Below are 24,037 nucleotides of genomic sequence, written 5' to 3'. Positions count from 1 at the left end.
CCCCCCCTCCCCCCCCCCCCCCCCCCCCCCCCCCCCCCCCCCCCCCCCCCCCCCCCCCCCCCCCCCCCCCCCCCCCCCCCCCCCCCCCCCACCCCTTCCGCGTGTCCGGAAGCTGCCGAGGATCAGGCCGTTGGCCGTGCGGCCCATGCGGCCAGGGTGTCGAAGTCCTCCCGGACGAGCCCGATCCGCTCGTCGATGCGCAGGAGCAGGGCGTGCGCCGGGTGGTGCTGGTCGACGTACTCGTGGTCCATGGCCGTGATGTCGTCGTCGATCCACGCGAAGGGGCGCGCCCCCGCGTACTCCAGGATGTACTGGGTCTTCCAGAACGTCCCGCGCGGCGCCCGGCCGTGCATCACCGGCCAGTCGATGTACGGCAGTCGCGGCAGTCCCAGGTGCGGGCCTATCCAGTCGTTGGCCTCGTCCTTCCAGGTGGTCGCCCACACCAGCTCGTACGAGTCCGCCAGCGCGAGCAGTTGCGCGCCGTGGCCGTGGTTGAGCCAGACCCGCAGCGGGCGCGGGCTCTCGGCCTGGGACCAGCCCGTCGGGCGCATCCGGTGGGTGCTGTAGCCCTCGGGCCGGCGCTGGGGCTTGGCCGCGTACGGATTCAGCGGCCCGTCGACGTCGATCAACAGCAGGGGTTTGGCGGGCTTCATCTCGGCAGGATTCCTTCCGTGCTGCCTGTTCGCAGCCTATTTTTCGATCGAATGAGACGTTGACGTCTCATTCGGGGTATGGTTGTCTCATGGCTATGGATCGTGACCGGGTGCTCCGCGACGCGGCAGCCCTGCTCTCCCGCAAATCGACCGCCACGATGGACGAGGTCGCCCGCGCCGCCGGAATCGGCCGCGCGACCCTCCACCGGCACTTCGCCGGGCGCGACGCCCTCGTACGGGCCCTGGAGGAACTCGGCATCCGGGAGTTCGAGGTGGCGTTCGACAACGCCCGCCTCCACGAGGGGACGGCGATCGACGCGCTCAGGCGGCTCGTCGCCGAGGCGGAGCCGAACGCCGAGCTCCTGGCCTTCCTCGTCACCGAGAACCAGCTCTTCGAGGGCGACGAGGTCAACGAGGGATGGGCGCGGCTCGACGCCCGCGTCGGAGCGCTCTTCCGGCGCGGCCAGGACGAGGGCGACATCCGCATCGACCTGAGCCCCGCCTGGCTCACCGAGGCCCTCTACGGCCTCATCGGCACCTGCGCCTGGGCCGTGATGGACGGCCGGGTCGCCGCCAAGGACTTTCAGTACATGATCATCGAGTTGCTGCTCGGTGGCGCAAGACGGAGTGTGGAGAAATGAGCCGTACCGAACAGCTGAGCCGGCAGAAGGGGGCGGAGGGGAGGAGCCCCGGGCGCTGGCTGGCGCTCTCCGTGCTCGTCCTGGCCGTCCTGCTGGTCGCGGTCGACGCCACCGTACTCGGTCTCGCCACGCCCTCCCTCAGTGAGGACCTGAAGCCGTCGGGCACCCAGCTCCTGTGGATCGGCGACATCTACTCCTTCGTCATCGCCGGTCTGCTCGTCTCCATGGGCTCCCTCGGCGACCGCATAGGCCGCAAGAAGCTGCTCCTGGTCGGCGCCACCGCCTTCGGCGCCGTCTCGGTCCTCAACGCCTACGCCACCAGCCCCGAGATGATGATCGCGGCCCGGGCGCTGCTCGGCGTGGCCGGCGCGACCCTGATGCCGTCCACCCTGGCGCTGATCCGCAACATCTTCCACGACCCCAAGGAGCGCAGCCTCGCCATCGGCATCTGGGGCGCCACCGCCTCGGCCGGCGCGGCCGTCGGACCGGTCGTCGGAGGAGCCCTGCTCCAGCACTTCTGGTGGGGCTCGGTCTTCCTCATCAACCTCCCCGTGATGATCGCCCTGGTCCTCGTCGGCATCAAGCTGCTGCCCGAGTCCAAGAACCCCGTCGCCGGGCCCTGGGATCTGCTCAGCGTCGCCCTGTCCCTCGTCGGCGTCATCGGCGTCGTCTACGCGATCAAGGAAGTCGCCACCCACGGCCTGACCTGGGGAGTCTGGGCCGCCGCCGTGCTCGGCGCGGGATGCCTGTACGCCTTCGTCCGCCGCCAGTTCTCGCTGCCGTCCCCGCTGCTCGACATGCGGCTCTTCAAGCACCGCGGCTTCTCCGGCGCGGTCCTCGCCGACCTGCTCACCGTCTTCGGGCTGTCCGGGCTGGTCTTCTTCCTCTCCCAGTTCCTCCAGCTGGTCCAGGGCCGCGACCCGCTGGAGGCGGGGCTCGCCGAGCTGCCCGCCGCCATCGGTGCGGTGGCCACCGGCCTCGTCGCCGGCAAGTACGCCCGCAAGTACTCGGTACGGTCCATCGTGACCGGCGGCCTCGCCGCCATCGGCCTGGCCCTGGCCGCGCTCACCGTGATCCACAAGGAGAGCGGCTACCCGCTGCTCGGCGCGGCCCTGCTCGTCGTCGGCCTCGGCGCGGGCTTCTCCTTCACCGTCACCGCCGACGTGATCCTCTCCAGCGTCCCCAAGGAGCAGGCCGGCTCGGCCTCCGCCGTCTCCGAGACGGCGTACGAACTCGGCGCCGCCCTCGGCATCGCCCTGCTCGGCTCCGTCGTCACCGGCGTCTACCAGGGCTTCAACGCCCCCGCTTCCGTCACGGGCCCGGTCGCCGACGCCGCGCACGAATCCCTCGGCGGCGCCGTCGAAGCGGCCAGGTCGCTGGACCCGCAGACCGCCCAGCAGATGGTCGGCGCGGCCCAGGAGGCCTTCGTGGACGGGCTCCGGCTGGCTTCGGGCGTCGGCGCGGCCGTGCTGCTGGCCACCGCCGCAGCCGCCTGGTTCCTGCTGAAGGGCCAGAAGCTCCAGGACGGCATCGAACACTGACGCCATGCCAGCGGGTGGTGTCCCGTGCGGAGTTGACAGTCCGTCGGCCCGCGGGACACCATCCCGGCGATGGAGATCAACGACCTGACCCCGGCGGAGCGCCGCGTATGGGACGCCTACCCGCGCGGGGACGGCGTCGACTTCCGGGCAGACCCCGACGAGGACGCGGCCGACGGCGCCTCCTGGGGACCGGAGCGCACCGTACGCGCCGAAGTGCTCATGGCGCTCCTGCTGAGCGGCCCCAGCGTGGCCGGCCAAGTCCCCGGACTCAAGATCAAGGGCGCCAAGGTCACCGGGAAACTGGACCTCAAGTACGCCGCGATCGACGCCCCGATGCGGATGCGCGGCTGCTGGTTCGAACGCAAACCGGGGCTCTACGGGGCACGGCTGCGCGCACTGGTCCTCACCGACTCGTCCCTGCCGGGCCTCACCGCCTCCACCGTCCGCGTCGAGGTCGCGCTGCGGCTGGCCTGCTGCCGGATCCGCGGCCCGGTGCGCCTCGCGGGAGCCCAGATAGAGGGCGGTCTCTTCCTCCAGGGCGCCGTGATCGGCCCGGTCGAGGGCGAGCTCGCCGGCGAAGCGGCGCTCCAGCTCAACCACGCCGCCATCGGCACCGACATCATCGCCTTCGGGCTGACCGTACACGGCCAGACGCGCGTCAACGGCGCGGTCGTCGGGGGCCAGATCAACCTCGACGACGCCCGACTCCACGAGCTGGGCGGCACGGCCCTGCACGCGGAGAACGTGACCGTCGGCACCGACCTGCGGGCGATGCGCGCGCAGTTCCTCGGCCGGGTCAACCTCACCGGATCCCGGATACCGGGCCAGCTCAACTTCGCGCGCGCCCGGTTCACCAACCCCGGCGGCGTGGCCCTGCGGGCGAGCAGCTGCACCGCCGGCGAGGTCTGGCTACGGGACTGCGGCACCATCCAGGGCTCGGTCAACCTGCGCCGTTCCCAGTTCGACCTGCTGCACGTGGAGCCCGAGACCTGGCCGGGTACGGTGCGCCTGGCCGGGCTCAGCTACCGGGCGATGAGCCCGCACCTGCCCGCCGAGCAGCGGCTGCCCGCGCTGGAGCGCGAGGAGTCGGGCTACCTGCCGTACATCTACGAACAGCTCGCCGCGGCCTACCGTACGGCGGGCGACGAGGCCGGCGCCCGGACCGTCCAGCTCGCCAAGCTGCGCAGGCACCGCCGCACCCTGCCCCGGCCCGCCCGGCTGTGGGGGCAGCTCCAGGACGTCACCGTCGGGTACGGATTCCGGCCGCTGCGGCCGGTCGGCTGGCTGCTGGCCCTGCTGCTGACCGGGGCGATCGCCTACGGGATCACTCCGCCGCGGCCCCTGAAGGCGGGGGAGGCCCCGGACTTCAACGCGGTGTTCTACACGATCGACCTGCTGGTGCCGATCATCAGCTTCGGGCAGGAGGGTGCCTACGCGCCGAGCGGCTGGCACCAGTGGCTGTCCTACTTGCTGGTCGTGACCGGGTGGATCCTCGCCACCACCACGGCGGCGGGCGTCAGCCGGTCACTGCAGAGGCAGTAGGGTCACGCGGTCACGCGGCCTTCGCCTTGGTCGCGTACATGTCCACGTACTCCTGGCCCGAGAGCCGCATGACCTCGGCCATCACCGAGTCGGTGACGGCGCGCAGCACGTAGCGGTCGCGGTCCATGCCCTCGTAGCGGGAGAACTCCATCGGCTCGCCGAACCGGACGGTGACCCGGCCCGGGCGCGGCATGCCGGCGCCGCCGGGCTGGAGCTTGTCGGTGCCGATCATCGCGAACGGGACCACGGGGGCGCCGGTCATCAGGGTGAGGCGGGCGATGCCGGTGCGGCCGCGGTAGAGGCGCCCGTCGGGGGAGCGGGTGCCCTCGGGGTAGATGCCGAAGATCTTGCCCTCGTCGAGGATCCTGCGACCGGTCATCAAGGCCGCGACGCCGCCGTTGGCCCCGTCACGGTCGACGGGGATCATTCCGGCGCCGGTGAAGAACCACGCCATCAGGCGGCCCTTGAGCCCCTTGCCCGTCACGTACTCGTCCTTGCCGATGAAGTGGACCGTGCGGTCGCACACCAGCGGAAGGATCATGGAGTCGATGAAGGTGAGGTGGTTGCCCGCCAGAATCACCGGTCCGGAGCCCGGGATGTTCTCGATGCCCTCCACGCGGGTGCGGAACATCATGCGCATGACCGGTCCGACAGTGGCTTTGATGAGCGCAGTACGGAACAACGTGGGCCCTCCGGCATCGAAAAGCGGTTCGCGCACTCGCCGTACGGCAGCAGTGCAGGTGAGGACGATACTCGCGGGTCAGGTCTGATCGCACATCGGGTTCACGAGGTGGATACGCAGTGTTGACGCATGTTTCCGCCATGTTCCCCACAGTCCCACCGTCCCGCCATCGGCATTTGCCTACCATCGGCGGGCCGATCCGGGCCGAGAAAGAGGAGTGTTCATGACACAGGGTGGGGCAGCGCGGCGTACGGTCCTGGGGGCGGCAGTCCTGGCGGCGGGCGGCAGTCTGGCCGGTCTCTCGGCGGGTCCCGCAGCGGCGGCGGGCGCCGGCCACGGTGGCGGATACCGCGACCTCCCCGTCCCGACGGTCATCGGCCACCGGGGGGCCAGCGGCTACCGGCCCGAGCACACGATCGGCTCCTACCAGCTCGCCCTCGACCTCGGCGCCGACGTCGTCGAGCAGGACCTCGTCCCCACCCGGGACGGCCATCTCGTGTGCCGGCACGAGAATGAGATCGGCGGCACCACCGACGTCGCCGACCACCCCGAGTTCGCGTCCCGGCGCACCACGAAGTCGATCGACGGGGTCTCGCTGACCGGCTGGTTCACCGAGGACTTCACCCTCGCCGAGCTGAAGACCCTGCGGGCGAAGGAACGTATCCCCGCCGTCCGGCAGCGCAACACCCTCTACGACGGCCGGTGGGCGGTGCCCACCTTCGAAGAGGTGCTCCGCTGGGCCGACCGCGAGGGCAAGCGGCGCGGCAAGCGGGTCTGGCTGCACGTCGAGACCAAGCACCCCAGCTACTTCCGCTCGCTCGGCCTCGGCCTGGAGGAGCCGCTCGCCAAGCTGCTGCGCCGCTACGGTCGCGACGGCCGGGGCGCGCCCCTCTTCCTCCAGTCCTTCGAGCCGTCCAGCATCCAGCGGCTCTCCCGGCTGGTCTCCGCGCCGCGCGTGGTCCTGCTCTCCGCCGCCGCCACCCGCCCGTGGGACTTCGAGCTGGCCAAGGACCCCCGTACGGTCGCGGACCTGGTCAAGCCCGAGGGCCTGAAGTGGATCGCCGGCTTCGCCCAGGGCCTCGGCCCGACCATGGACCTGATCCTGCCGCGCGACGCGGCGGGCAAGCTCACGTCCCCGACCACGCTGGTCAAGGACGCCCACGCGCAGGGGCTGATCCTGCACCCCTACACGGCGCGCAACGAGAACACCTTCCTGCCCGCCGACTACCGCAAGGGCACCGACCCGAACGCCTACGGGGACGCCTTCGCCGCCTTCCGGAAGTACTTCGAACAGGGCATCGACGGCATCTTCACCGACAACCCGGACACCGGGCTGCTCGCGGCGGAGGATTTCCGCCCGGGCCGGGGCGTCAACCGGTAGCCGGGGCTTCTCGTACGAGTGTGCCGCGCCCGGCGGGGAAACCGCCGGGCGCGGCCTTCGCGTCCCGCCCGGCATGGACCTGCTGAAGGCTGACCTCTTTGAGAAGCTCGGCCCGCTGCTCTCCGCCGAGGCGGCCGCCGAGGCCGCGGGCACCGGAGTGGACGCGGCCGACCTGGAACAAGCCGTCTGGGTCAGGCTGCTCGAACGCGACCCGGGTCAGCGCACCCTCGCCGAGCCCGCGCGCTGGCTGCGCCGGGCGGTACGGGGCGAGGCGCGCCGGGCGCGGCGCCGGGCGCGGCGCGAAGTGCCGTACGGCCACCGCCGCCACCAGGTGGACGGGGGACCCCTTACCAGCGCGGCCGCAGAACCGGAAGACGCCCTTCTGAACGGGGAGGAGAACAGGGCCCTCCGATCGGCGGTCGCCCGATTGCCCGGACGGTGTCCGGAGCTGATGGGAGCACTTCTTTCGCCCAGGGACCTCACCTACCGTGAAATCGCAGGAGAGTTGGGTATCTCACAAGGAAGTTTGGGGCCTGTCCGTTCCCGTTGCCTGGGATGTCTGCGCAGAATGCTGGCTGCAGAGGTTGCGGCTCCTGGCCTGCGGGGAAAGGAGCGGTAGACCAACGGGCCACCAGGTGAGCGGGAGGCATGCGCACATGGGCATGAGCGTGACCATTTCGGCAGCAACTGCCGAGGACGCCGAGCAGATCATCAAACTCCAGTACCTGGCGTTCCAGAGCGAGGCGGAGCTGTACGGCAACTACCGCATCCAGCCCCTGACCCAGTCCCTGGACTCCCTGAAGGCGGAGCTGGCGTCGGACACCGTTCTGGTGGCCCGGCTCGGCGACGAGATCGTCGGCGCCGTGCGCGGCAACGTCGACGAAGAGGGCACCGGCAAGATCGCCAAGCTCTGCGTGCACCCGCGGCTCCAGGGCCACGGGCTCGGCGCCCGGCTGCTGCGCGCCGTCGAGGAGGCCCTCGCGGGCCACGACGGGACCGCCCGCTACCGGCTGCACACCGGACACAAGAGCGAGAGCAACCTGCGCCTCTACCGCAAGGCCGGCTACACCCAGGTCGGCGGCCGCACCGCTTCCGACGGCGTGCGGCTGGTGATCCTGGAGAAGGAGGCCAAGGAGGCCTCGGACTTCGCGGTCAGCGCCTGATTCAGAGCCTGACTCGGCGCCTGATTCAGCGCTTGCGCAGCCAGAGCATCCCGGTGATCGGCAGGATCACCGGGATGAACAGGTAGCCCATCCCGAAGTCCGACCACACGGTCGCGTCGGGGAAGGCCTCCGGACGCGCCAGCGTCCAGGCCCCCACCGTCAGTACGCCCACCAGCTCGGCGGCGCAGCACAGCAGCGCCGCCTTGCGGGCCCGCTCCCCGCCGCGCACCAGCGAGTAGGTGATGAAGGCGTAGACCACGGCCGCCGCCGCGGACAGCGAGTACGCCAGCGGCGCCCGGTCGAACTCGGTGGAGATCTGGTACGCCGACCGCGAGACGGCGCCCACCACCATCACCCCGTACAGCCACACCAGCAGCAGCCCCGGCCCGGAGACCAGCCGCCTGCGCGCGGCGGGAGTGTCAGTCGTCGTGTCAGGCACCGGTGGATCCCCAGATGTCGTAGAGCCGTACTTCGAGGACAGCGAGGACGACCGCGCCCGCGGCCACCGTCACCGAGCCCCACTTGGTCCGCTCGGTCAGCGAGAGCAGCGCGGCGGCCGGGATCGCCGCGAGCGCGCCCAACAGGTACGACACGAACAGCACCGTGCCCTGGCCCGGCTCCTCGCCGCGGGCGAGCTGGACCAGGCCGACCACCAGCTGGGCGAGGACCAGGACGGTCACCACGGCCATGCCGATGAAGTGCCAGTCCTTGGTCGGCTGGTCCCGCCAGGCGGCGAAACCGCACCAGGCGGCGAGGGCGAGTGCGGCCACGCCGATGGCGACCGTCAGGGCGTCGAGCATGCAGCGAGCGTATTACGGGCCGAAAGACCCAGTGCGCGCACCCCTGCTCCCGGGCTTTGCTGGAAGACATGAATCTGCATGCCATCCCCGCTGACGCTCTGCTGTTCGACAACGACGGCACGCTCGTCTCCTCCATGGACTCCGTGCACCGCTGCTGGACCCGCTGGGCCCGCGAGTACGGGATCACCGAGGAGGAATTCGCCCGGGTCGAGCTGCACGGCCGCCCCGCGGCGGAGATCATCGCCGAGCTGCTCCCCGCCGGGGTGCGGGCCGCGGCCCTGGCCCGGATCGAGGCGCTGGAGATCGAGGACGTACCGGGCGGGGCCGTACTGCTGCCCGGCACCAAGGAACTGCTGTCCGCGCTGCCGGCCGGCCGTTGGGCGGTGGTCACCTCCGCCACCCGGCCGCTGGCCGAGGCCCGGCTGCGCGAGGTGGGCATCGACTTCCCCGAGCTGGTCGCCGCCGAGGACATCACCCGGGGCAAGCCCGACCCCGAGCCCTTCCTGCTGGCGGCCGCCCGGCTCGGTGCGGACCCGGCCCGCTGCGTGGTCTTCGAGGACGCACCGGCGGGGCTGGCGGCCGGCCGCGCGGCCGGGATGCGGACCGTGGCCTTGACCACAACGCACACCGCTGCGGAACTCGACGCGGACGTGGTCGTACGGGACCTTTCGGCCGTGTCCGTGCAGGTCAGTGCCGATGGCCTGGTGGTCGGGACGGACCCCCGCCCATAACCGGTGTTGTCCGCTATGCGGCCGAAATCCGTCCGCTATGCGGACATCGTTGATCGGTCAAGGGATACGTCTGGTTTACTGGGGCCCATGACCACGACGAGCAGCCGCACCCTTGCGACCGAGGCGATGAAGACGCCCGGTGCTCGTTGTATGTGTCGAATGTGCGCCTTCTGAGGGCCCCCTTCCTGCAGTCTCGCGCCCCGAAGCGAGGCCGGCCGAGCCCGTCCGGCACCACCGTGTGACCCCGGACCGCTACTGCCCCGCGCATGCGTCACCACCAGCGTTTTCTGGCGGTTCGACCCGTATCGCGTTCCCAGATCCTTGCCCCGTGCCCGGCACCCCGCTGCGCCGTGCACTCGACAGCGACGGAAATCCTGTGATCACCACATCGGGCCTCACGAAGGTCTACCAGTCCCGTGGCCGTGAGGTCACCGCCCTGGACGGCGTCGACCTGCACGTCCGCGAGGGCGAGGTCTACGGAGTCATCGGCCAGAGCGGCGCCGGCAAGTCCTCCCTCATCCGCTGCGTGAACCTGCTGGAGCGCCCCACCACCGGCACCGTGACCGTGGACGGAGTCGACCTCACGGCGCTCGCCGGCCGCGGCCGCCGGGCCGGCAAGGAGCTTCGCGAGGCCCGCAGCCGCATCGGCATGGTCTTCCAGCACTTCAACCTGCTGTCCTCGCGCACCGTCCAGGGCAACATCGAACTGCCCCTGGAGATCCTCGGCGTATCCGGCCGCGAGCGCTCCCGCAAGGCCGCCGAGCTCCTCGACCTCGTAGGCCTCGCCGACAAGGCCAAGGCCTACCCCGGCCAGCTCTCCGGCGGCCAGAAGCAGCGCGTCGGCATCGCCCGCGCCCTGGCCGGCGACCCCAAGGTGCTGCTGTCCGACGAGGCCACCAGCGCCCTGGACCCCGAGACCACCCGCTCGATCCTCCAGCTGCTGCGCGACCTCAACCGGCAGCTCGGCCTGACCGTCCTGCTCATCACGCACGAGATGGACGTGGTCAAGGCGGTCTGCGACTCGGCCGCGCTGATGAAGCAGGGACGCGTCGTCGAGTCCGGCACCGTCTCCGAGCTGTTGGCCACCCCCGGCTCCCAGCTCGCCCACGAACTCTTCCCGCTGACCGGCTCCGCGACCACCGCCGAGCACACGGTCATCGACGTGACCTTCCACGGGGAGACCGCCACCCAGCCGGTCATCTCCCAGCTGGCCCGCACCTACAACATCGACATATCGATCCTGGGTGCGGCCATGGACACCGTCGGCGGCAGGCAGATCGGCCGGATGCGCATCGAGCTCCCCGGCCGCTACGACGACAACGTCGTACCCATCGGCTTCCTGCGCGAGCAGGGCCTCCAGGTCGACGTCGTGGACGCCGACTCCGTAGACGCTGACGCAGAGCTCGCCGAGCTGGTCAAGGACGGTGCCAAGTGACCTGGTCCGAGATGGAGCCCCTGCTCACCCAGGGCACCTTCGACACCCTCTACATGGTCCTGTGGTCCACCCTGGTGACCGTCCTCGGCGGACTGCCCATCGGCATCCTCCTCGTCCTCACCGACAAGGGCGGCCTCCTGCAGAACCGGCCGCTCAACAAGGTCCTCGGCGTGATCGTGAACATCGGCCGCTCGCTGCCGTTCATCATCCTGCTGATCTTCCTGATCCCGGTCACCACGGCCATCGTCGGCACCTTCATCGGCCCCACCGCCATGATCGTCCCGCTCGCCATCGGCGCCATCCCCTTCTTCGCCCGGCTCGTCGAGACCGCCGTCCGCGAGGTGGACCACGGTCTGGTCGAAGCCGTCGAGTCCATGGGCGGCGGCATCCCCACCCTGGTCGGCAAGGTGCTCCTCCCGCAGGCCCTGCCCTCCCTGGTCGCCGGCATCACCACCACCGTGATCACCCTGGTCGGCTACTCCGCCATGGCCGGCGCGGTCGGCGGCGAAGGACTCGGCTCCAAGGCCATCACCTACGGCTTCCAGCGATTCGAGACCGGCTTCATGGTCGCCACCGTCGTGGTCCTGATCGCCATCGTCACGGTGATCCAGCTGCTCGGCGACGGCGTGGTACGCCTCCTGGCCCGCCGCGGCCGGACAGCCTGAGCGCACCCACGCTGACAAGACTTTTCTCCCAACAGAGCCCGCACTTGTCGTGCTTGGGCCACCACCCTGAAAAAGCAAGAAAGGCACTCTTCGTGCGTAAGAACCTCAAGGCCACCGCCCTCGCCGCCACCGCGACCGCCCTCGCCCTCGGCCTCACCGCCTGCGGCAGCTCCTCGGACCCGTCCTCCACCAAGGCCGACGGCGGCAAGGTCGACGAGAGCAAGCCGCTCGTCATCGCGGCCTCCCCGAGCCCGCACGCCGACATCCTGAACTTCGTCAAGGACAAGCTCGCGGCGAAGGACGGCCTCAAGCTGGAGGTCAAGGAGTTCACGGACTACGTCCTGCCGAACACCGCCACCGAGCAGGGCCAGGTCGACGGCAACTTCTTCCAGCACAAGCCGTACCTCGACGACTTCAACAAGAAGAACGGCACGCACATCGTGCCCGTCGTGAACGTGCACCTGGAGCCCCTCGGCCTCTACTCCAAGAAGGTCAAGGCCCTCACCGACATCAAGGCCGGCCAGACCATCGCCGTCCCCAACGACACCACCAACGAGGGCCGCGCGCTCCAGCTGCTCGCCGCGAACAACCTGATCACCCTCAAGGAGGGTGTCGGCACCGCCGCCAAGCTGTCCGACATCACCGACAAGAAGGGCCTGCAGTTCAAGGAGCTCGAGGCCGCCACGGTCCCGCGCGCCCTGAACGACGTGGACGCCGCAGTCATCAACGGCAACTACGCCATCGAGGCCAAGCTCAGCCCCGCCAAGGACGCGCTGGCCCTGGAGAAGGCCGAGGGCAACCCGTACGCCAACTTCCTGGCGGTCAAGGACGGCAAGCAGAACGACCCGCGGATCCAGAAGCTCGCCAAGCTCCTGAACTCCGACGAGGTCAAGAAGTTCATCGAGGAGAAGTACCAGGGCTCGGTCATCCCGGCCTTCGGCGCCCCGAAGTCCTGACCCCGTAGCCAGGTCGCACGGCCCCGTACGCCCGGCGGCGTACGGGGCCGGCCGCTGCCCGCTTCCGGGCAACCCGGCCCTGCACATCGCCGGGCCGATGCTGCATGCTGTGGCCTACGACCCGCACAAACGGTCCCGCACAACGGTCGCACCACGGTCTCAGGCATGGAGCTGCGCATGACTACCACCTTCCCGGACGTCACCATCAGCACGGACCGGCTGGTGCTGCGCCCCTTCGAGGAAGAGGACGTCACCGCGCTCGCCGAGATGATGAACGACGAGCCCGTCACCGCCTGGACCTCGGTCCCGCACCCCTACACCCACGCCGACGCGGTCGCCTGGGCCACCCGGGTCTCCCACGCCGAGCGCACCGAGGGCCGCGGCATCGTCTTCGCCGTCACCGAGTTCCTCACCCACCGCCTCGTCGGCATCGTCCACCTCCAGAACACCAACTGGCGCACCCGCGCCACCGAGGTCGGCTACGTCACCGCCCCGTGGGCCAGGGGCGAGGGCTACGCCAGCGAGTCCGTGCTCGCCGTCGCCCGGTGGCTCTTCCGCGACCAGGCCTTCGAACGCCTCGAACTGCGCACCGCCGCCGACAACACCGCCTCCCAGCAGGTGGCCCAGAAGATCGGCTGCATCAGCGAAGGCGTCCTGCGCAACGCGTGGATAGTGCGCACCCAGACGGCCGACGGCACCTGGACCGACAGCCGCACCGACCTCATCGTCTGGAGCCTGCTCCCCGAGGACCTCGACGACGGCGACGGCTACGCGGACGGATACGCGGACGGCTACTCCGACGGATACGACGGATACGACGTCGACCACCGGGCCGACGCGAACGGCCACGCCGTCGGCGCCGACTGGAACTGACCGGATGACCGGGTAGTCTCACCGTGCCCGACCTCCCGGACGAAGCTTCGCCTGCCCCCCCACGACAGGAGATTGACGACGATGGCCGACCGGGTCACCGTGATCGGCTGGGACGGCTCGCCCCTGACCGCGGCCGCCCGGTCAGCGCTCTCCGCCGCCACCCTGGTGGCCGGCGCCGCCCACCACCTCGCGCTCCCCGAAGTCCCGCCCGGCGCCGAGCGCATCCGCCTCGGCAGCCTCGGGCTCGCCGCCCGCCGGATCGCCGGCCACCGCGGCACCGCCGTGGTCTTCGCCGACGGCGACCCCGGCTTCTTCGGCGCCGTACGCACCCTGCGCGCCCCCGAGCACGGCCTCGAAGTCGAGGTGGTCCCCGCGGTCTCCGCGGTCGCCGCCGCCTTCGCCCGCGCCGGGATGCCCTGGGACGACGCCCAGGTCGTCGTCGCCCACCCCCGCACCCTGCGCCGCGCCGTCAACGTCTGCCGCGCCCACGCCAAGGTCGCCGTCCTCACCTCGCCCGGAGCCGGCCCCGCCGAACTCGCGCTGCTGCTCGACGGGGTCCACCGCACCTTCGTCATCTGCGAGGAACTGGGCACCGACAAGGAGCAGGTCTCCGTCCTGACCTCCGACAAGGTCGCCGACCACAGCTGGCGGGACCCCAACGTCGTCATCGTCATCGGCGGCGGCGGACAGGCCCTCGGCTCCGACCCGGCATGGCTGCTCGGCCAGAGCCCCGCCCGGGCCACGGGCCGCGGCTGGGCACGGCCGCAGACCGACGTAGGGGAAGGGGAGTCGGCGCACCTGCGCGCGATGCAGCTCGCCCGGCTCGGCCCGCGCACCGGCGACCTCGTCTGGGACATCGGCGCCGGCTCCGGAGCCCTCGCCGTCGACGCCGCCGCCCTCGGCGCGGCCGTCATCGCGGTCGACGCCGACCCGAACAACTGCGAACGCGCGAGCGCCGCGGCCCGTGCGCGCGGAGTCCAGCTCCAAGTCGTCGCCGGACGCGCCCCCCACGTACTGGAAGACCTCCCCGAGCCGGACGTCGTACGCGTCGGCGGCGGCGGGGCCGAGGTCGTCGCGGCCGTCGCCGACCGGCGCCCCGAACGGATCGTCAGCCACGCCTCCACCCGCGACGAGGCCGAGGCCATCGGCCGCGCCCTGACCGCGGGCGGGTACGAGGTCGAGTGCGCGCTGCTCCAGTCCGTGGGCCTGGACACCCGTACTTGGACCGAACAGCAGCGCTCCGTCGTCTTCCTCCTGGCCGCACAGCGCCCCGTGAACCGCTGACGCAGCCCCCGGGGTAGGCTGGCCGATCGTCGTACCGCCCAGGACGATTCGGGCACTACGACACCGGAGGACGCGCGACGTGGCGCAGTCCACAGCGGACCCTGGCGGTTATGGCCGCCAGGTCCGCCGACGGGCGCGACAATGCTTACTGGTTGCCGTGAGGGCGTACGCGAGGCGGACGCGCCGTACGGCGGACCCGCACCGCAACTCCGCTCGGCGGCCTCGTGGGCGACCGGGCGATCGAAGAGGCAACACCGATGGGCGAGGGGTACGCATGACTGACACCGGCCAGGTCCCGGGCGAGGGTCACCCGGACAACGCGGGCATGGTGGATCAGCCGGGCGTCCCCGCCCCGGTTCCCATGCCCGCCCCCCTGAGCGGCGGCTACGCCTTCCAGGACCTCGTGGACAACCCGGCCGAGCCGGAGGACGAGGAACTGCTGCTGATGCCCAGCGGCCAGGGCGCCTGGAGCGACCCGCAGGTGGTGCCGCCCATGCCGTCCTTCCCCGAGCCCGCGCTGTACTCGGACGCGCCCTACGCCGAGTACCAGCAGCCGGCCCCGGTCGCCGACGTGTCCGCCGCGTACGCGCAGCCCGCGCCCCCCGCACCGGTGGGCTACCCCGAACCCGGGTACCCGGAACAGCCGTTCCCCGACTCCTCCTACAGCGCGGGCGCGCACGAGGCCGGCGGCCGCGACTCCGGCGCGCTCGACCTCGGCGGCCTGGTGGCCCCGCAGGCTCCCCGGATGCAGGCGCCGGTGCAGAGCCCGGCCCCGGTCGCCCCGGTGCGGCGCCCGCTGCACATGGGCCCGCCCGTCCCCGAGGCCACCGGCGGAGTCGTACGGTCCCTCGCGGACCGCGGTCCGGCCGCGGCGCCGGCGCCGGTTCCGGCGTTCCAGCCCGCCCCGGTCGCCGCCCCGGGCCCCGAGTACCTGGACATCCCGCGCGCCGAGCCCGCCGTGCCGCAGTCGGCCGAGATCCCGCCGCAGGCCGGTACACCGTGGGCGACGCAGCCGCTGCCCGCGGAGGCGCCGGAGCCCGTCGCGGTGACGGCCGCCGCCGAGCCGCAGCCCCAGCCGGAGCCGCAGCCGCAGCCGGAGCCCCTGCCCGAGCCGGTGGTCGCCGAGACCGCCCCGGAGCCCGCGCCCGAGCCGCTGCCCGCCCCGGAACCGGTCCTCGCCCCCGAGCCGGTCGTCGCGGTGGAGCCCGTAGCCGTACAGCCCGTGCACGTGGAGCCCGCGCCCGTGCAGCCCGTACACGCGGAGCCCGCGCCCGTCGTGGCCGAGGCCGCGCCCGAGGTCGCGCCGGAGCCCGCCCCCGAGCCGCAGCCCGAGCCGCCCCTGGTGGAGGTCGCTCCCGAGCCGGTGGCCGCCGAGGCGCCCGTCGCCCCGGCCGCGACCCCGGAGCCGCAGCCGCAGCCCGAGCCGCAGATCGTGGAGGCGGCGGCCCCGGCCGCCGAACCCCAGCCCGAGCCGGCCGCCGCCGAGCAGCCGCTCCCCGTAGCGGCCGAACCGGCGCCGCAGCCGGCCGTCGAGCCCGAGACCCCGGCGGAGCCCGCCCCGGCGGAGCCCGAGGCCGAGGCCGTAGCCGTCGAGCAGCCCGTACCGGTAGCGGCCGAGCCCGCCGCAGGCGACCCGGCGCCCGCGTACGACGACGCCGAGCGCGAGGCCGTCCTGCGCGTCATGCGCGAGCGCCGCGACATCCGCAAGGGCTTCCGTACCGACCCCATCCCGCACGAGGTGCTGCTGCGCGTCCTGGAGGCGGCCCACACCGCGCCCAGCGTCGGCCACTCCCAGCCCTGGGACTTCGTCGTCATCCGCTCCGCCGAGACCCGCCGGACGATGCACGAGCTCGCCCAGCGCCAGCGCGAGGCCTACGCGAACTCGCTGCCCAAGGCCCGGGCCAAGCAGTTCAAGGAACTCAAGATCGAGGCCATCCTCGACACCCCGGTGAACATCGTCGTCACCGCCGACCCCACCCGCGGCGGCCGCCACACCCTCGGCCGGCACACCCAGCCGCAGATGGCCCCGTACTCCTCGGCCCTCGCCGTCGAGAACCTCTGGCTCGCCGCGCGCGCCGAAGGCCTCGGTGTCGGCTGGGTCAGCTTCTTCGACGAGCGCGAGATGGTCCGCGAGCTCGGCCTGCCGGAGCACCTGGAGGTCGTCGCGTACCTGTGCGTCGGCTACGTCGACGAGTTCCCCGACGAGCCCGAGCTCGCCCAGGCCGGCTGGTCCCAGCGACGGCCGCTGTCCTGGGTCGTGCACGAGGAGACGTACGGGCGCCGCGCGCTGCCCGGCGAGGAGCCGCACGACCTGCTCTCGGAGACGGTCGCCGGCATCCGCCCGCTCGACGCCAAGGCGCTGGGCGAGGCCTGGGAGCGGCAGAAGCGCATGACCAAGCCCGCCGGGGCCCTGGGCATGCTGGAGATCATCTCCGCCCAGCTGGCCGGCCTCTCGCGGGTCTGCCCGCCGCCGATCCCGGAGCCCGCGGCCGTCGCGATCTTCGCGGGCGACCACGGAGTGCACGCCCAGGGAGTCACCCCCTGGCCCCAGGAGGTCACCACCCAGATGGTGGCCAACTTCCTGGGCGGCGGCGCCGTCTGCAACGCCTTCGCCAACCAGGTGGGCGCCGAGGTCTGCGTGGTCGACGTCGGCGTGGCGGGCGACCTGCCCGCCACCCCGGGCCTGCTCCCGCGCAAGGTCCGCCCGGGCACCGCCGACCTGTCCGTCGGCCCCGCGATGACCCGCGAGGAGGCCGTGGCGGCCATCGAGGTGGGCATCGAGACGGCCCGCGACCTGGTCGCGGCGGGCAACAAGGCCCTGCTCACGGGCGAGATGGGCATCGCGAACACCACGGTCTCCGCAGCCCTCATCTCGGTCTTCACCGGGGTGGACCCGGCGGAGGTCACCGGCCGCGGCACGGGCATCAACGACGAGACGCACGCCCGCAAGGTCGAGGTCGTACGCCGCGCCCTGGAGCTCCACCAGCCCGACCCGGCGGACCCGATCGGCGTCCTCACGGCCATCGGCGGCCTGGAGCACGCGGCGATCGTCGGCCTGATCCTCGGCGGTTCCTCGCTGCGTACGCCGGTCATCCTGGACGGCGTCAGCGCCGGCGCCGCCGCCCTGGTCGCGCGCGCCATCGCCCCGGAGGCCCTCTCCGCGTGCATCGCGGGCCACCGCAGTGCGGAGCCGGGCCACGTGGCGGCGCTGAACAAGCTCGGCCTGCGTCCGCTGGTGGACCTGGACCTCCGCCTCGGCGAGGGCACGGGCGCACTGCTCGCCCTCCCGCTGGTCCAGAGCGCGGCCCGCGCGATGCACGAGGTCGCCACCTTCGACTCTGCCGGAGTCACCGAGAAGTAGCCCTGCCGGTCGCTGCCGCGGGGCCGGGTTGCCGCACAACGGCAATTCCAGCCCCGCCGGCGATTGAGGCGCGGGTCCGGGCAGAGCCCGGTTTCGGGAAGGGGCGGGGTGGGGGATGCCACCCGCAGGGCCCGCCCCGCGCCACCGCCCCGGCCGGGCCGTATCGTGGACCCACACGAGAAACCGCACGTCAGAACCGCACACCGCACCCCGCCGCTCCAGCGCCGCAGCGGCAAGACAGCACGACCGCCGCATCAGGAGCCGCACCGCCATGGCCGAACACCCCGCGTACCCCGTCGGTCTCCGACTTGCCGGCCGCCGCGTCGTCGTCATCGGCGGCGGGCAGGTCGCCCAGCGGCGGCTGCCGTCCCTCATCGCGGCCGGCGCCGACGTCCTCCTGGTCTCGCCGTCCGCCACCCCCTCCGTGGACGCGATGGCCGAGACCGGCGAGATCCGCTGGGAGCGCCGCCGCTACCAGGACGGCGACCTCGAAGGGGCCTGGTACGCCCTCGTCGCCACCCGGGACCGCGCCGCGAACGACGCCGCCTCCGCCGAGGCCGAGCGCCTGCGCGTGTGGTGCGTCCGGGCCGACGACGCCGAGGCGGCCACCGCCTGGACCCCGGCCACCGGCCGCGTGGAGGGCGTCACCGTCGCCGTGCTGACGGGCAACGACCCGCGCCGCTCCGCCGCCGTCCGCGACGCCGTCGTGGAGGGCCTGCGCGACGGCGCCCTCACCGCCCCCGCCCACCGGCACAAGAGCACCCCCGGTGTCTCCCTCGTCGGCGGCGGCCCGGGCGACCCCGACCTGATCACCGTCCGCGGCCGGCGGCTGCTCGCCGAGGCCGATGTGGTCATCGCCGACCGGCTCGGTCCCCGCGACCTCCTCGACGAGCTCCCGCCGCACGTCGAGGTCATCGACGCCGCGAAGATCCCGTACGGCCGGTTCATGGCCCAGGAGGCCATCAACAACGCCCTGATCGAGCACGCCAAGGCCGGCAAGGCCGTGGTCCGGCTCAAGGGCGGGGACCCGTACGTCTTCGGCCGCGGCATGGAGGAGCTCCAGGCCCTCGCCGAGGCCGGCATCCAGTGCACCGTCGTGCCCGGCATCTCCAGCTCCATCTCGGTGCCGGGTGCGGTCGGCATCCCGGTCACCCACCGGGGCGTCGCCCACGAGTTCACCGTGGTCAGCGGCCACGTCGGCCCCGACGACCCGCGCTCGCTGGTGGACTGGGCCTCCCTGGCCAAGCTGACCGGCACGCTCGTCGTCCTCATGGGCGTCGACAAGATCGGCCTGATCGCCGAGGCGCTGGTCCGCGGCGGCCGTCCCGCGGACACCGCGGTCGCCGTCATCCAGGAGGGCACCACCGCCACCCAGCGACGCGTGGACGCCACCCTTGCCACGGTCGGCGAGACCGTGCGCGCCGAGGGAGTGCGCCCCCCGGCCGTCATCGTCATCGGCGACGTCGTGACGGTCAACGCGCCGCCGTCGGCGTAGCACAACAGGACAACCGCACAACCGTGCCGAGCCGTTGGCACCGCACCCAGGACAAGGCAGTATCAACCTGTGGCTGATCTCATCACCGTCGAAGACCCCGACGACCCGCGCCTGCGCGACTACACGGGTCTGACCGACGTCGAACTCCGGCGTCGGCGCGAGCCCGCCGAAGGCCTGTTCATCGCCGAGGGCGAGAAGGTGATCAGACGGGCCAAGGACGCCGGGTACGAGATGCGCTCGATGCTGCTCTCGGCCAAGTGGGTCGACGTCATGCGCGACGTCATCGACGAGCTCCCGGCACCGGTCTACGCCGTCAGCCCCGAGCTCGCCGAACGCGTCACCGGCTACCACGTGCACCGCGGGGCCCTGGCCTCCATGCAGCGCAAGCCGCTGCCCACGGCCGACGAGCTGCTGACGGGCGATGCGCCGGGCGGACCGGCGGGCCCGGGGGCACCTCCCAGCGGTAGCTGGGGGAGGATCGCGATCTTCGAGGGCTTCGTCGACCACGCCAACCTGGGCGCCGCGTTCCGCAGCGCCGCCGCGCTCGGCATCAGCGCGATACTGCTGTCCCCGGACTGCGCGGACCCGCTGTACCGACGGGCCATCAAGGTCTCGATGGGGTCCGTCTTCTCCGTCCCGTACGCGCGCCTCGACAAGTGGCCCGCCGACCTGGAGAAGGTCCGGGAGGCCGGCTACCGGATCCTCGCCATGACGCCGAGCGAGAAGGCCACCTCGCTGGACCAGGTCCCGCCCGAGCGCTTCGCCCGGTCCGCGATCATGCTCGGCTCCGAGGGCCACGGCCTCTCCACCTACGCCCTGCGCGCCGCCGACGAGTGGGTCCGCATCCCCATGGCCGAGGGCATCGACTCCCTCAACGTGGCCGCGGCCTCGGCGGTGGCCTTCTACGCCACCCGCCCCCCGGCGTTGCCGGAGGCCTAGATCTTCTGAGCCGCCGCGATGCCCAGCGCGACGATCAGCGTCACCACGACGAACACGATCAGCCGCTGGCGCATCAGCTTCGGGTCCGGACGCGAGGGGCGCCGGCCGGCTCCCGTCGTGCGGGGGCCCGGGCGGCCGCCCGTACGCCCCGGGGTCGGGCGGGAGGACGGGTTACCGCCACCGCCCTGGCCGCCCGGGTTCCGGGAGGACGACGGCCGCGAGTGCGGTCCGCTCTGCGAGCCCTGGCCCTGACCCTGGGGCCGGGGGAGGGGCGTACCGCCGGTGCTGCGCTCCGTGTGCAGTTCCGTGTGGCTGTCCGCGCGCTCGGCGAGCCGCCCCGACGGCCGCTCGGTCCGGGCCCGCTGCGCCGGCGGGCGGCCGTCCGACATCCCGTGCGCCTCACGGGCCGCGATCTCCTTGAGCCGCATCGACAGCTGGAGCGTGCTGGGCCGCTCCTCGGGGTCCTTGGCCAGGCAGGCCCGTACGAGCGGCGCGAGCGCGTCCGGCACCCCTTGCAGGTGCGGCTCCTCGTGCACCACGCGGTACAGCATGACCTCGGAACTGCCGTGCCCGAAGGGGGAGTCCGCGGTCGCGGCGTACGCGAGCGTGGCGCCGAGCGCGAAGACGTCCGTGGCGGGCGTGACCGCGGCCCCGCGCACCTGCTCGGGCGCGAGGAAGCCGGGGGAGCCGACGGCGGTACCGACGTGGGTGAGGGTGCTCGCGCCGGTGGCCCAGGCGATCCCGAAGTCGATGATGCGCGGGCCCTTGGGCGACAGCAGGATGTTCGAAGGCTTGAGGTCCCGGTGGACGACTCCCGCCTCGTGCACGGCGACCAGCCCCTCGGACAGCGCGGCGCCGATCGCGGCGATCTGCGCGGCCGTGAGCGAGCCCTCCTCGGCCACCTTGTCGTGCAGGGAGGGGCCGGGCACGTACTGCGTGGCGAACCAGGGCCGCTCGGCCTCCAGGTCCGCGGCCACCAGGCGGGCCGTGCAGCCGCCGCGGATCCTCCGGGCGGCGGACACCTCGCGGGCGAAGCGCGAGCGGAACTCCTGGTCCTCGGCCAGATCCGGCCGGATGACCTTGAGAGCGACGCGCTGGCCGCGCCGGTCCGAGCCCAGGTAGACCACGCCCATGCCGCCGGCGCCGAGCCGTCGGTGCAGTCTGAACGAGCCGACGACACGCGGGTCCTCGCGCCGGAGCCGCATCATCGCCATGTCCACCCCGCTGACCGGTCGTCCTGTTGACGTGGCACAGCTTACGGACGTTCCGTCATGTCCGCTCAGAGGCCGCGCCCTCTCCGCGGTATTCGATTGTCAGTGCGCCGCAGTCCACTTGAGGGATGCTCAGGCGCGCGACCGCATGTCCGTACGGGAGTTGTCCGTACGGCCAAACGGCCCTGGACCCAAGGGGATTGGCCGGTGGGGCGGCAGGGAGCGCTGCGGGGGCGCACCGCCCGCGCGGAGCGGACCGGGTGATTCCCGGGCAGACTCCGCGGCCGGACACGCGTGTGCAGGGAGTGACGGAAGTGAGGGAAGTCACTACCCTCCGGTCATCCCCTCCGGGAAGACCCCCAGAACGGGGGAGCCGTCTCCACCCAGGGGAGTACGCGCGGGCCGCCTCCTCATCCTCTTGGAGGCCCGCCAATGGGTACGAGGGCATGAGGACCGGGCCCTTGCCCGCGCCTAGTGTTGAAGACAAGCGGCGGGTGGAGCACTCGTCCCCCGAGGTCACAAACCCGCCGCTGCCAAACGACAGGGAGAGGACCATGGCGGACATCGCACGGCAGGGACGCAAGGCTTTCGCGTTCAACAGCCATGAGTCCGGCCGACGCCATCCACTGGTGGCCGCGGCCATGGTGCTCCCCCTGGCCGCCCTCCTGCTCTTCGTCTTCGGAGGCTTCGATCAGGTGGCGGCGCAGGCGTCGTCCGTAGGCGTGATGCTGGGGCGCTGAGCGGCGCCCCGGGTCCGGGAGAGCGGCCCGGACCGGGACATCATCTCGTCGCACCCCGTGGGGACGGGGGCGCGACGACGGACGGCAGTGAAGGGTGCTGCCCGTACGGCTGGGGAGCCGGACGGGCAGCACCCTTTTCGACCTTCCCCTCCGGCCCGTCGGACCCCACGCGTAGCCTGCTCCCGACCGAAGGAACGGGGGCACGGAGCATGGCGATCCAGGGCACGTCGCTGCCCGCCGCGCTCGCCGCGTACGCGGGCGCCGGGCGCGGCGCGGCGCAGTACCGCGTCCTCGCCGAGCGGGACGACGGGACCGTCGTGCGGTGCGGGGAGGTCGTGGCCAAGGCGCACGCGGGGGACAGCGACCCCGACGGGCTGTCCGTGCGCATGCGGATCGCCGCGCACCCGGCGCTGGCCGGGGTGTTGCTGGCTCCGCTGCGGGCCGAGGCCGGGCGGCTGCGGGGGCGGCCCGTCTCCCTGTGGCCCTACGGTGCTCCGGTCGACCCGGACCGCCCCGAGGACGCTCCCTGGGAGGCGGCCGCGGAACTCCTGGCGGCCCTGCACCGGGTCCTGCCGCACCACCTGCCGGGTCCCGTCCCGCCCATGCGCGGCCCGGCCAAGGTGGCCCGAGCCCTCAACCGCCTGGCCGCGGCACCCCACGCGCCGGCCGGCCCCGCCGGCGCCGTACGGGCCGCCGCCCGGACCCTGCCCGCCTGGGCCCGGGGTGCGGCTCCCGCCCCGGGCGGCGGCGCGCTCTGCCACGGGGACCTGCACCTCGGGCAACTGGTCAGGGCCCCCGCCGAGGGCGGGCCCTGGCGGCTCATCGACATCGACGACCTCGGCCTCGGCAGCCCCGCCTGGGACCTCGCCCGGCCCGCGGCCTGGTACGCCGCCGGGGTGCTCGCCCCCGCGACCTGGCTGCGCTTCCTCGACGCCTACCGCGCCGCCGACGGCCCCGCGGCGGGTCCGCCCGGCTCGGACCCCTGGCCGGAACTCGACCTCGCCGCCCGCGCACTCACCGTACAGACCGCGGCCCTGGCTCTGGCCAAATCCGTACAAGAGGGTCGCCGACTCGACGACGTGGAGCGGCTGATGGTGGATTCCTGTGTCCGAATAGCCGCCCTCCCGCCCGACTTGGAGCCCGAGCCTCCGTCGTAGGGTGAGCCTCACGCCACCGGGCACGGGTCCGGTGTCGAGGCAAACGGCGAGGAGTTGACCCGGTCATGCAGTGTCCGAAGTGTCACGCGATGATGCACACCTACAACCGCAACGGTGTCCAGATCGAGCAGTGCAGCGGCTGCCGCGGCATCTTCCTGGACTACGGCGAGCTCGAAGCGCTGACCCGCCTCGAGTCCCAGTACACCGCCCAGTACGGCCAGGTCCCGCCGCCCGCCGCGCCGCCGGCCCCGTACCCGGTCCAGCACGCGGCCCCCGCCCCGGCCTGGGGCGCCCCGCACCACGGCGGCCACGGCCACCACGGCCACGGTCACCACAAGGGCGGCTTCGGGCGGATGCTCTTCTCCTCCTGACGCCGGGAGGAACGCGAAAGCCCCGGCCGTCGAGACGGCCGGGGCTTGTCGAGCAGTGCGCGATACTGGGATTGAACCAGTGACCTCTTCCGTGTCAGGGAAGCGCTCTCCCGCTGAGCTAATCGCGCGGGACCACGGTGCGAAACCGCAGGTGAAGCAGGTAATGCAAGGTACTGCGTGCGCGATACTGGGATTGAACCAGTGACCTCTTCCGTGTCAGGGAAGCGCTCTCCCGCTGAGCTAATCGCGCGGGGATCCTTGCGGATCAGTGGACGATACTGGGATTGAACCAGTGACCTCTTCCGTGTCAGGGAAGCGCTCTCCCGCTGAGCTAATCGTCCTTGGAGGTGGAGACGGGATTTGAACCCGTGTAGACGGCTTTGCAGGCCGTTGCCTCGCCTCTCGGCCACTCCACC

The 24,037-nt window shown here is 72.5% G+C and carries 23 protein-coding genes and 4 tRNA genes; 18 read left to right on the top strand and 9 right to left on the bottom strand.

Annotation, left to right across the window (positions count from 1 at the left end; genetic code table 11):
- Nucleotides 1–122: 122 nt before the first annotated feature.
- Nucleotides 123–653 carry an HAD domain-containing protein gene (locus ACZ7GJ_RS17285; RefSeq protein WP_470752471.1) on the bottom strand — a complete coding sequence of 177 codons (531 nt, stop codon included), beginning with the start codon at nt 651–653 and terminating at the stop codon, nt 123–125.
- Between the two features lie 89 nt (nt 654–742).
- On the opposite strand from ACZ7GJ_RS17285, the gene ACZ7GJ_RS17280 reads away from it, so the two are divergent.
- The 3 genes from ACZ7GJ_RS17280 (at nt 743) to ACZ7GJ_RS17270 (ending at nt 4,377) form a co-directional block, all read left to right on the top strand.
- Nucleotides 743–1,294 (top strand): TetR/AcrR family transcriptional regulator, encoded by a 552-nt coding sequence (locus ACZ7GJ_RS17280; protein WP_470752470.1) that lies wholly within the window; start codon nt 743–745, stop codon nt 1,292–1,294.
- Nucleotides 1,291–2,835 (top strand): MFS transporter, encoded by a 1,545-nt coding sequence (locus ACZ7GJ_RS17275; protein WP_470752468.1) that lies wholly within the window; start codon nt 1,291–1,293, stop codon nt 2,833–2,835. The genes ACZ7GJ_RS17280 and ACZ7GJ_RS17275 overlap by 4 nt, the downstream gene beginning before the upstream one ends.
- Before the next feature lie 69 nt (nt 2,836–2,904).
- On the top strand, nt 2,905–4,377 hold the full coding sequence (locus ACZ7GJ_RS17270; RefSeq protein ID WP_470752466.1) for a membrane-associated oxidoreductase: 1,473 nt from the start codon (nt 2,905–2,907) through the stop codon (nt 4,375–4,377).
- 10 nt (nt 4,378–4,387) lie between these two features.
- Here the strand turns inward: ACZ7GJ_RS17270 and ACZ7GJ_RS17265 are convergent, their stop codons facing one another.
- Nucleotides 4,388–5,017, bottom strand: coding sequence for a lysophospholipid acyltransferase family protein (locus ACZ7GJ_RS17265; RefSeq protein ID WP_470752465.1), 630 nt, complete (start codon nt 5,015–5,017; stop codon nt 4,388–4,390).
- Nucleotides 5,018–5,282: 265 nt separating this feature from the next.
- Here ACZ7GJ_RS17265 and ACZ7GJ_RS17260 point away from each other — a divergent pair, with 265 nt between their 5' ends.
- From ACZ7GJ_RS17260 to ACZ7GJ_RS17250, 3 genes are all read left to right on the top strand, one after another.
- Nucleotides 5,283–6,440, top strand: a complete 1,158-nt coding sequence (locus ACZ7GJ_RS17260) for a glycerophosphodiester phosphodiesterase (RefSeq protein WP_470752463.1) — start codon at nt 5,283–5,285, stop codon at nt 6,438–6,440.
- 73 nt (nt 6,441–6,513) lie between these two features.
- The gene (locus tag ACZ7GJ_RS17255; RefSeq protein ID WP_470752462.1) at nt 6,514–7,059 is read left to right on the top strand and encodes a sigma-70 family RNA polymerase sigma factor; all 546 of its coding nucleotides are present in this window, start codon (nt 6,514–6,516) and stop codon (nt 7,057–7,059) included.
- Between the two features lie 37 nt (nt 7,060–7,096).
- Nucleotides 7,097–7,603, top strand: a complete 507-nt coding sequence (locus ACZ7GJ_RS17250) for a GNAT family N-acetyltransferase (RefSeq protein WP_470752459.1) — start codon at nt 7,097–7,099, stop codon at nt 7,601–7,603.
- 25 nt (nt 7,604–7,628) lie between these two features.
- On the opposite strand, the gene ACZ7GJ_RS17245 is transcribed toward ACZ7GJ_RS17250, so the two are convergent.
- Nucleotides 7,629–8,042: a hypothetical protein gene (locus ACZ7GJ_RS17245; RefSeq protein ID WP_470752458.1), complete on the bottom strand. Its 414-nt coding sequence runs from the start codon at nt 8,040–8,042 to the stop codon at nt 7,629–7,631.
- The gene (locus tag ACZ7GJ_RS17240; RefSeq protein ID WP_470752457.1) at nt 8,035–8,403 is read right to left on the bottom strand and encodes a hypothetical protein; all 369 of its coding nucleotides are present in this window, start codon (nt 8,401–8,403) and stop codon (nt 8,035–8,037) included. The genes ACZ7GJ_RS17245 and ACZ7GJ_RS17240 overlap by 8 nt, the downstream gene beginning before the upstream one ends.
- A 68-nt stretch (nt 8,404–8,471) precedes the next feature.
- On the opposite strand from ACZ7GJ_RS17240, the gene ACZ7GJ_RS17235 reads away from it, so the two are divergent.
- From ACZ7GJ_RS17235 to ACZ7GJ_RS17195, 9 genes are all read left to right on the top strand, one after another.
- Complete coding sequence (locus tag ACZ7GJ_RS17235) at nt 8,472–9,134, top strand: HAD-IA family hydrolase (protein ID WP_470752456.1); 663 nt, start codon at nt 8,472–8,474, stop codon at nt 9,132–9,134.
- Nucleotides 9,135–9,510: 376 nt separating this feature from the next.
- Entirely contained in the window at nt 9,511–10,569 is a 1,059-nt protein-coding gene (locus tag ACZ7GJ_RS17230) for a methionine ABC transporter ATP-binding protein (RefSeq protein WP_470752492.1), read from the top strand.
- Nucleotides 10,566–11,234, top strand: coding sequence for a methionine ABC transporter permease (locus tag ACZ7GJ_RS17225; RefSeq protein ID WP_365918166.1), 669 nt, complete (start codon nt 10,566–10,568; stop codon nt 11,232–11,234). Before ACZ7GJ_RS17230 ends, ACZ7GJ_RS17225 begins: the two co-directional genes overlap by 4 nt.
- A 92-nt stretch (nt 11,235–11,326) precedes the next feature.
- The gene (locus ACZ7GJ_RS17220) at nt 11,327–12,190 is read left to right on the top strand and encodes a MetQ/NlpA family ABC transporter substrate-binding protein (RefSeq protein WP_470752453.1); all 864 of its coding nucleotides are present in this window, start codon (nt 11,327–11,329) and stop codon (nt 12,188–12,190) included.
- A 177-nt stretch (nt 12,191–12,367) separates the two neighbouring features.
- Nucleotides 12,368–13,063: a GNAT family N-acetyltransferase gene (locus ACZ7GJ_RS17215; RefSeq protein WP_470752452.1), complete on the top strand. Its 696-nt coding sequence runs from the start codon at nt 12,368–12,370 to the stop codon at nt 13,061–13,063.
- Between the two features lie 81 nt (nt 13,064–13,144).
- A complete protein-coding gene (cbiE, locus tag ACZ7GJ_RS17210; RefSeq protein WP_470752451.1) occupies nt 13,145–14,347 on the top strand; it encodes a precorrin-6y C5,15-methyltransferase (decarboxylating) subunit CbiE in 1,203 nt (400 codons plus the stop codon).
- A 274-nt stretch (nt 14,348–14,621) separates the two neighbouring features.
- On the top strand, nt 14,622–17,708 hold the full coding sequence (cobT, locus tag ACZ7GJ_RS17205) for a nicotinate-nucleotide--dimethylbenzimidazole phosphoribosyltransferase (protein WP_470752450.1): 3,087 nt from the start codon (nt 14,622–14,624) through the stop codon (nt 17,706–17,708).
- 271 nt (nt 17,709–17,979) lie between these two features.
- Nucleotides 17,980–19,203 carry a uroporphyrinogen-III C-methyltransferase gene (gene cobA / locus ACZ7GJ_RS17200; protein ID WP_470752449.1) on the top strand — a complete coding sequence of 408 codons (1,224 nt, stop codon included), beginning with the start codon at nt 17,980–17,982 and terminating at the stop codon, nt 19,201–19,203.
- Nucleotides 19,204–19,272: 69 nt separating this feature from the next.
- Nucleotides 19,273–20,142, top strand: a complete 870-nt coding sequence (locus ACZ7GJ_RS17195) for a TrmH family RNA methyltransferase (protein ID WP_470752447.1) — start codon at nt 19,273–19,275, stop codon at nt 20,140–20,142.
- On the opposite strand, the gene ACZ7GJ_RS17190 is transcribed toward ACZ7GJ_RS17195, so the two are convergent.
- Complete coding sequence (locus ACZ7GJ_RS17190) at nt 20,139–21,356, bottom strand: serine/threonine-protein kinase (protein WP_470752446.1); 1,218 nt, start codon at nt 21,354–21,356, stop codon at nt 20,139–20,141. The genes ACZ7GJ_RS17195 and ACZ7GJ_RS17190 overlap by 4 nt on opposite strands.
- Nucleotides 21,357–21,907: 551 nt before the next feature.
- Between ACZ7GJ_RS17190 and ACZ7GJ_RS17185 the strand changes: the two genes are divergently transcribed.
- The 3 genes from ACZ7GJ_RS17185 (at nt 21,908) to ACZ7GJ_RS17175 (ending at nt 23,621) form a co-directional block, all read left to right on the top strand.
- A complete protein-coding gene (locus ACZ7GJ_RS17185; RefSeq protein ID WP_365918179.1) occupies nt 21,908–22,093 on the top strand; it encodes a hypothetical protein in 186 nt (61 codons plus the stop codon).
- A 209-nt stretch (nt 22,094–22,302) separates the two neighbouring features.
- On the top strand, nt 22,303–23,250 hold the full coding sequence (locus tag ACZ7GJ_RS17180) for a phosphotransferase family protein (protein WP_470752445.1): 948 nt from the start codon (nt 22,303–22,305) through the stop codon (nt 23,248–23,250).
- A 65-nt stretch (nt 23,251–23,315) separates the two neighbouring features.
- Entirely contained in the window at nt 23,316–23,621 is a 306-nt protein-coding gene (locus tag ACZ7GJ_RS17175) for a TFIIB-type zinc ribbon-containing protein (RefSeq protein WP_365918181.1), read from the top strand.
- Nucleotides 23,622–23,677: 56 nt separating this feature from the next.
- Here ACZ7GJ_RS17175 and ACZ7GJ_RS17170 read toward each other — a convergent pair.
- The 4 genes from ACZ7GJ_RS17170 to ACZ7GJ_RS17155 form a co-directional block, all read right to left on the bottom strand.
- A tRNA-Val gene (locus ACZ7GJ_RS17170) sits at nt 23,678–23,749 on the bottom strand.
- 50 nt (nt 23,750–23,799) lie between these two features.
- Nucleotides 23,800–23,871: transfer RNA gene (locus tag ACZ7GJ_RS17165), tRNA-Val, on the bottom strand.
- Between the two features lie 19 nt (nt 23,872–23,890).
- Nucleotides 23,891–23,962: transfer RNA gene (locus tag ACZ7GJ_RS17160), tRNA-Val, on the bottom strand.
- A gap of 1 nt (nt 23,963) precedes the next feature.
- A tRNA-Cys gene (locus ACZ7GJ_RS17155) sits at nt 23,964–24,037 on the bottom strand.

This window comes from Streptomyces sp. NPDC037242 (assembly GCF_055604165.1).
Note: the sequence above shows the minus strand (reverse complement) of the source record. Positions and strands in the feature narration are given on the sequence as shown.

Coding starts and splice junctions, on each gene's coding strand:
- ACZ7GJ_RS17285 (WP_470752471.1), bottom strand. CDS start 653: ATGAAGCCCGCCAAACCCCTGCTGTTGATCGACGTCGACGGGCCGCTG.
- ACZ7GJ_RS17250 (WP_470752459.1), top strand. CDS start 7,097: ATGGGCATGAGCGTGACCATTTCGGCAGCAACTGCCGAGGACGCCGAG.
- cobA (WP_470752449.1), top strand. CDS start 17,980: ATGGCCGAACACCCCGCGTACCCCGTCGGTCTCCGACTTGCCGGCCGC.
- ACZ7GJ_RS17260 (WP_470752463.1), top strand. CDS start 5,283: ATGACACAGGGTGGGGCAGCGCGGCGTACGGTCCTGGGGGCGGCAGTC.
- ACZ7GJ_RS17255 (WP_470752462.1), top strand. CDS start 6,514: ATGGACCTGCTGAAGGCTGACCTCTTTGAGAAGCTCGGCCCGCTGCTC.
- ACZ7GJ_RS17180 (WP_470752445.1), top strand. CDS start 22,303: ATGGCGATCCAGGGCACGTCGCTGCCCGCCGCGCTCGCCGCGTACGCG.
- ACZ7GJ_RS17235 (WP_470752456.1), top strand. CDS start 8,472: ATGAATCTGCATGCCATCCCCGCTGACGCTCTGCTGTTCGACAACGAC.
- ACZ7GJ_RS17175 (WP_365918181.1), top strand. CDS start 23,316: ATGCAGTGTCCGAAGTGTCACGCGATGATGCACACCTACAACCGCAAC.
- ACZ7GJ_RS17185 (WP_365918179.1), top strand. CDS start 21,908: ATGGCGGACATCGCACGGCAGGGACGCAAGGCTTTCGCGTTCAACAGC.
- ACZ7GJ_RS17275 (WP_470752468.1), top strand. CDS start 1,291: ATGAGCCGTACCGAACAGCTGAGCCGGCAGAAGGGGGCGGAGGGGAGG.
- ACZ7GJ_RS17215 (WP_470752452.1), top strand. CDS start 12,368: ATGACTACCACCTTCCCGGACGTCACCATCAGCACGGACCGGCTGGTG.
- ACZ7GJ_RS17280 (WP_470752470.1), top strand. CDS start 743: ATGGCTATGGATCGTGACCGGGTGCTCCGCGACGCGGCAGCCCTGCTC.
- cobT (WP_470752450.1), top strand. CDS start 14,622: ATGACTGACACCGGCCAGGTCCCGGGCGAGGGTCACCCGGACAACGCG.
- ACZ7GJ_RS17240 (WP_470752457.1), bottom strand. CDS start 8,403: ATGCTCGACGCCCTGACGGTCGCCATCGGCGTGGCCGCACTCGCCCTC.
- ACZ7GJ_RS17265 (WP_470752465.1), bottom strand. CDS start 5,017: ATGCGCATGATGTTCCGCACCCGCGTGGAGGGCATCGAGAACATCCCG.
- ACZ7GJ_RS17270 (WP_470752466.1), top strand. CDS start 2,905: ATGGAGATCAACGACCTGACCCCGGCGGAGCGCCGCGTATGGGACGCC.
- ACZ7GJ_RS17190 (WP_470752446.1), bottom strand. CDS start 21,356: ATGGCGATGATGCGGCTCCGGCGCGAGGACCCGCGTGTCGTCGGCTCG.
- cbiE (WP_470752451.1), top strand. CDS start 13,145: ATGGCCGACCGGGTCACCGTGATCGGCTGGGACGGCTCGCCCCTGACC.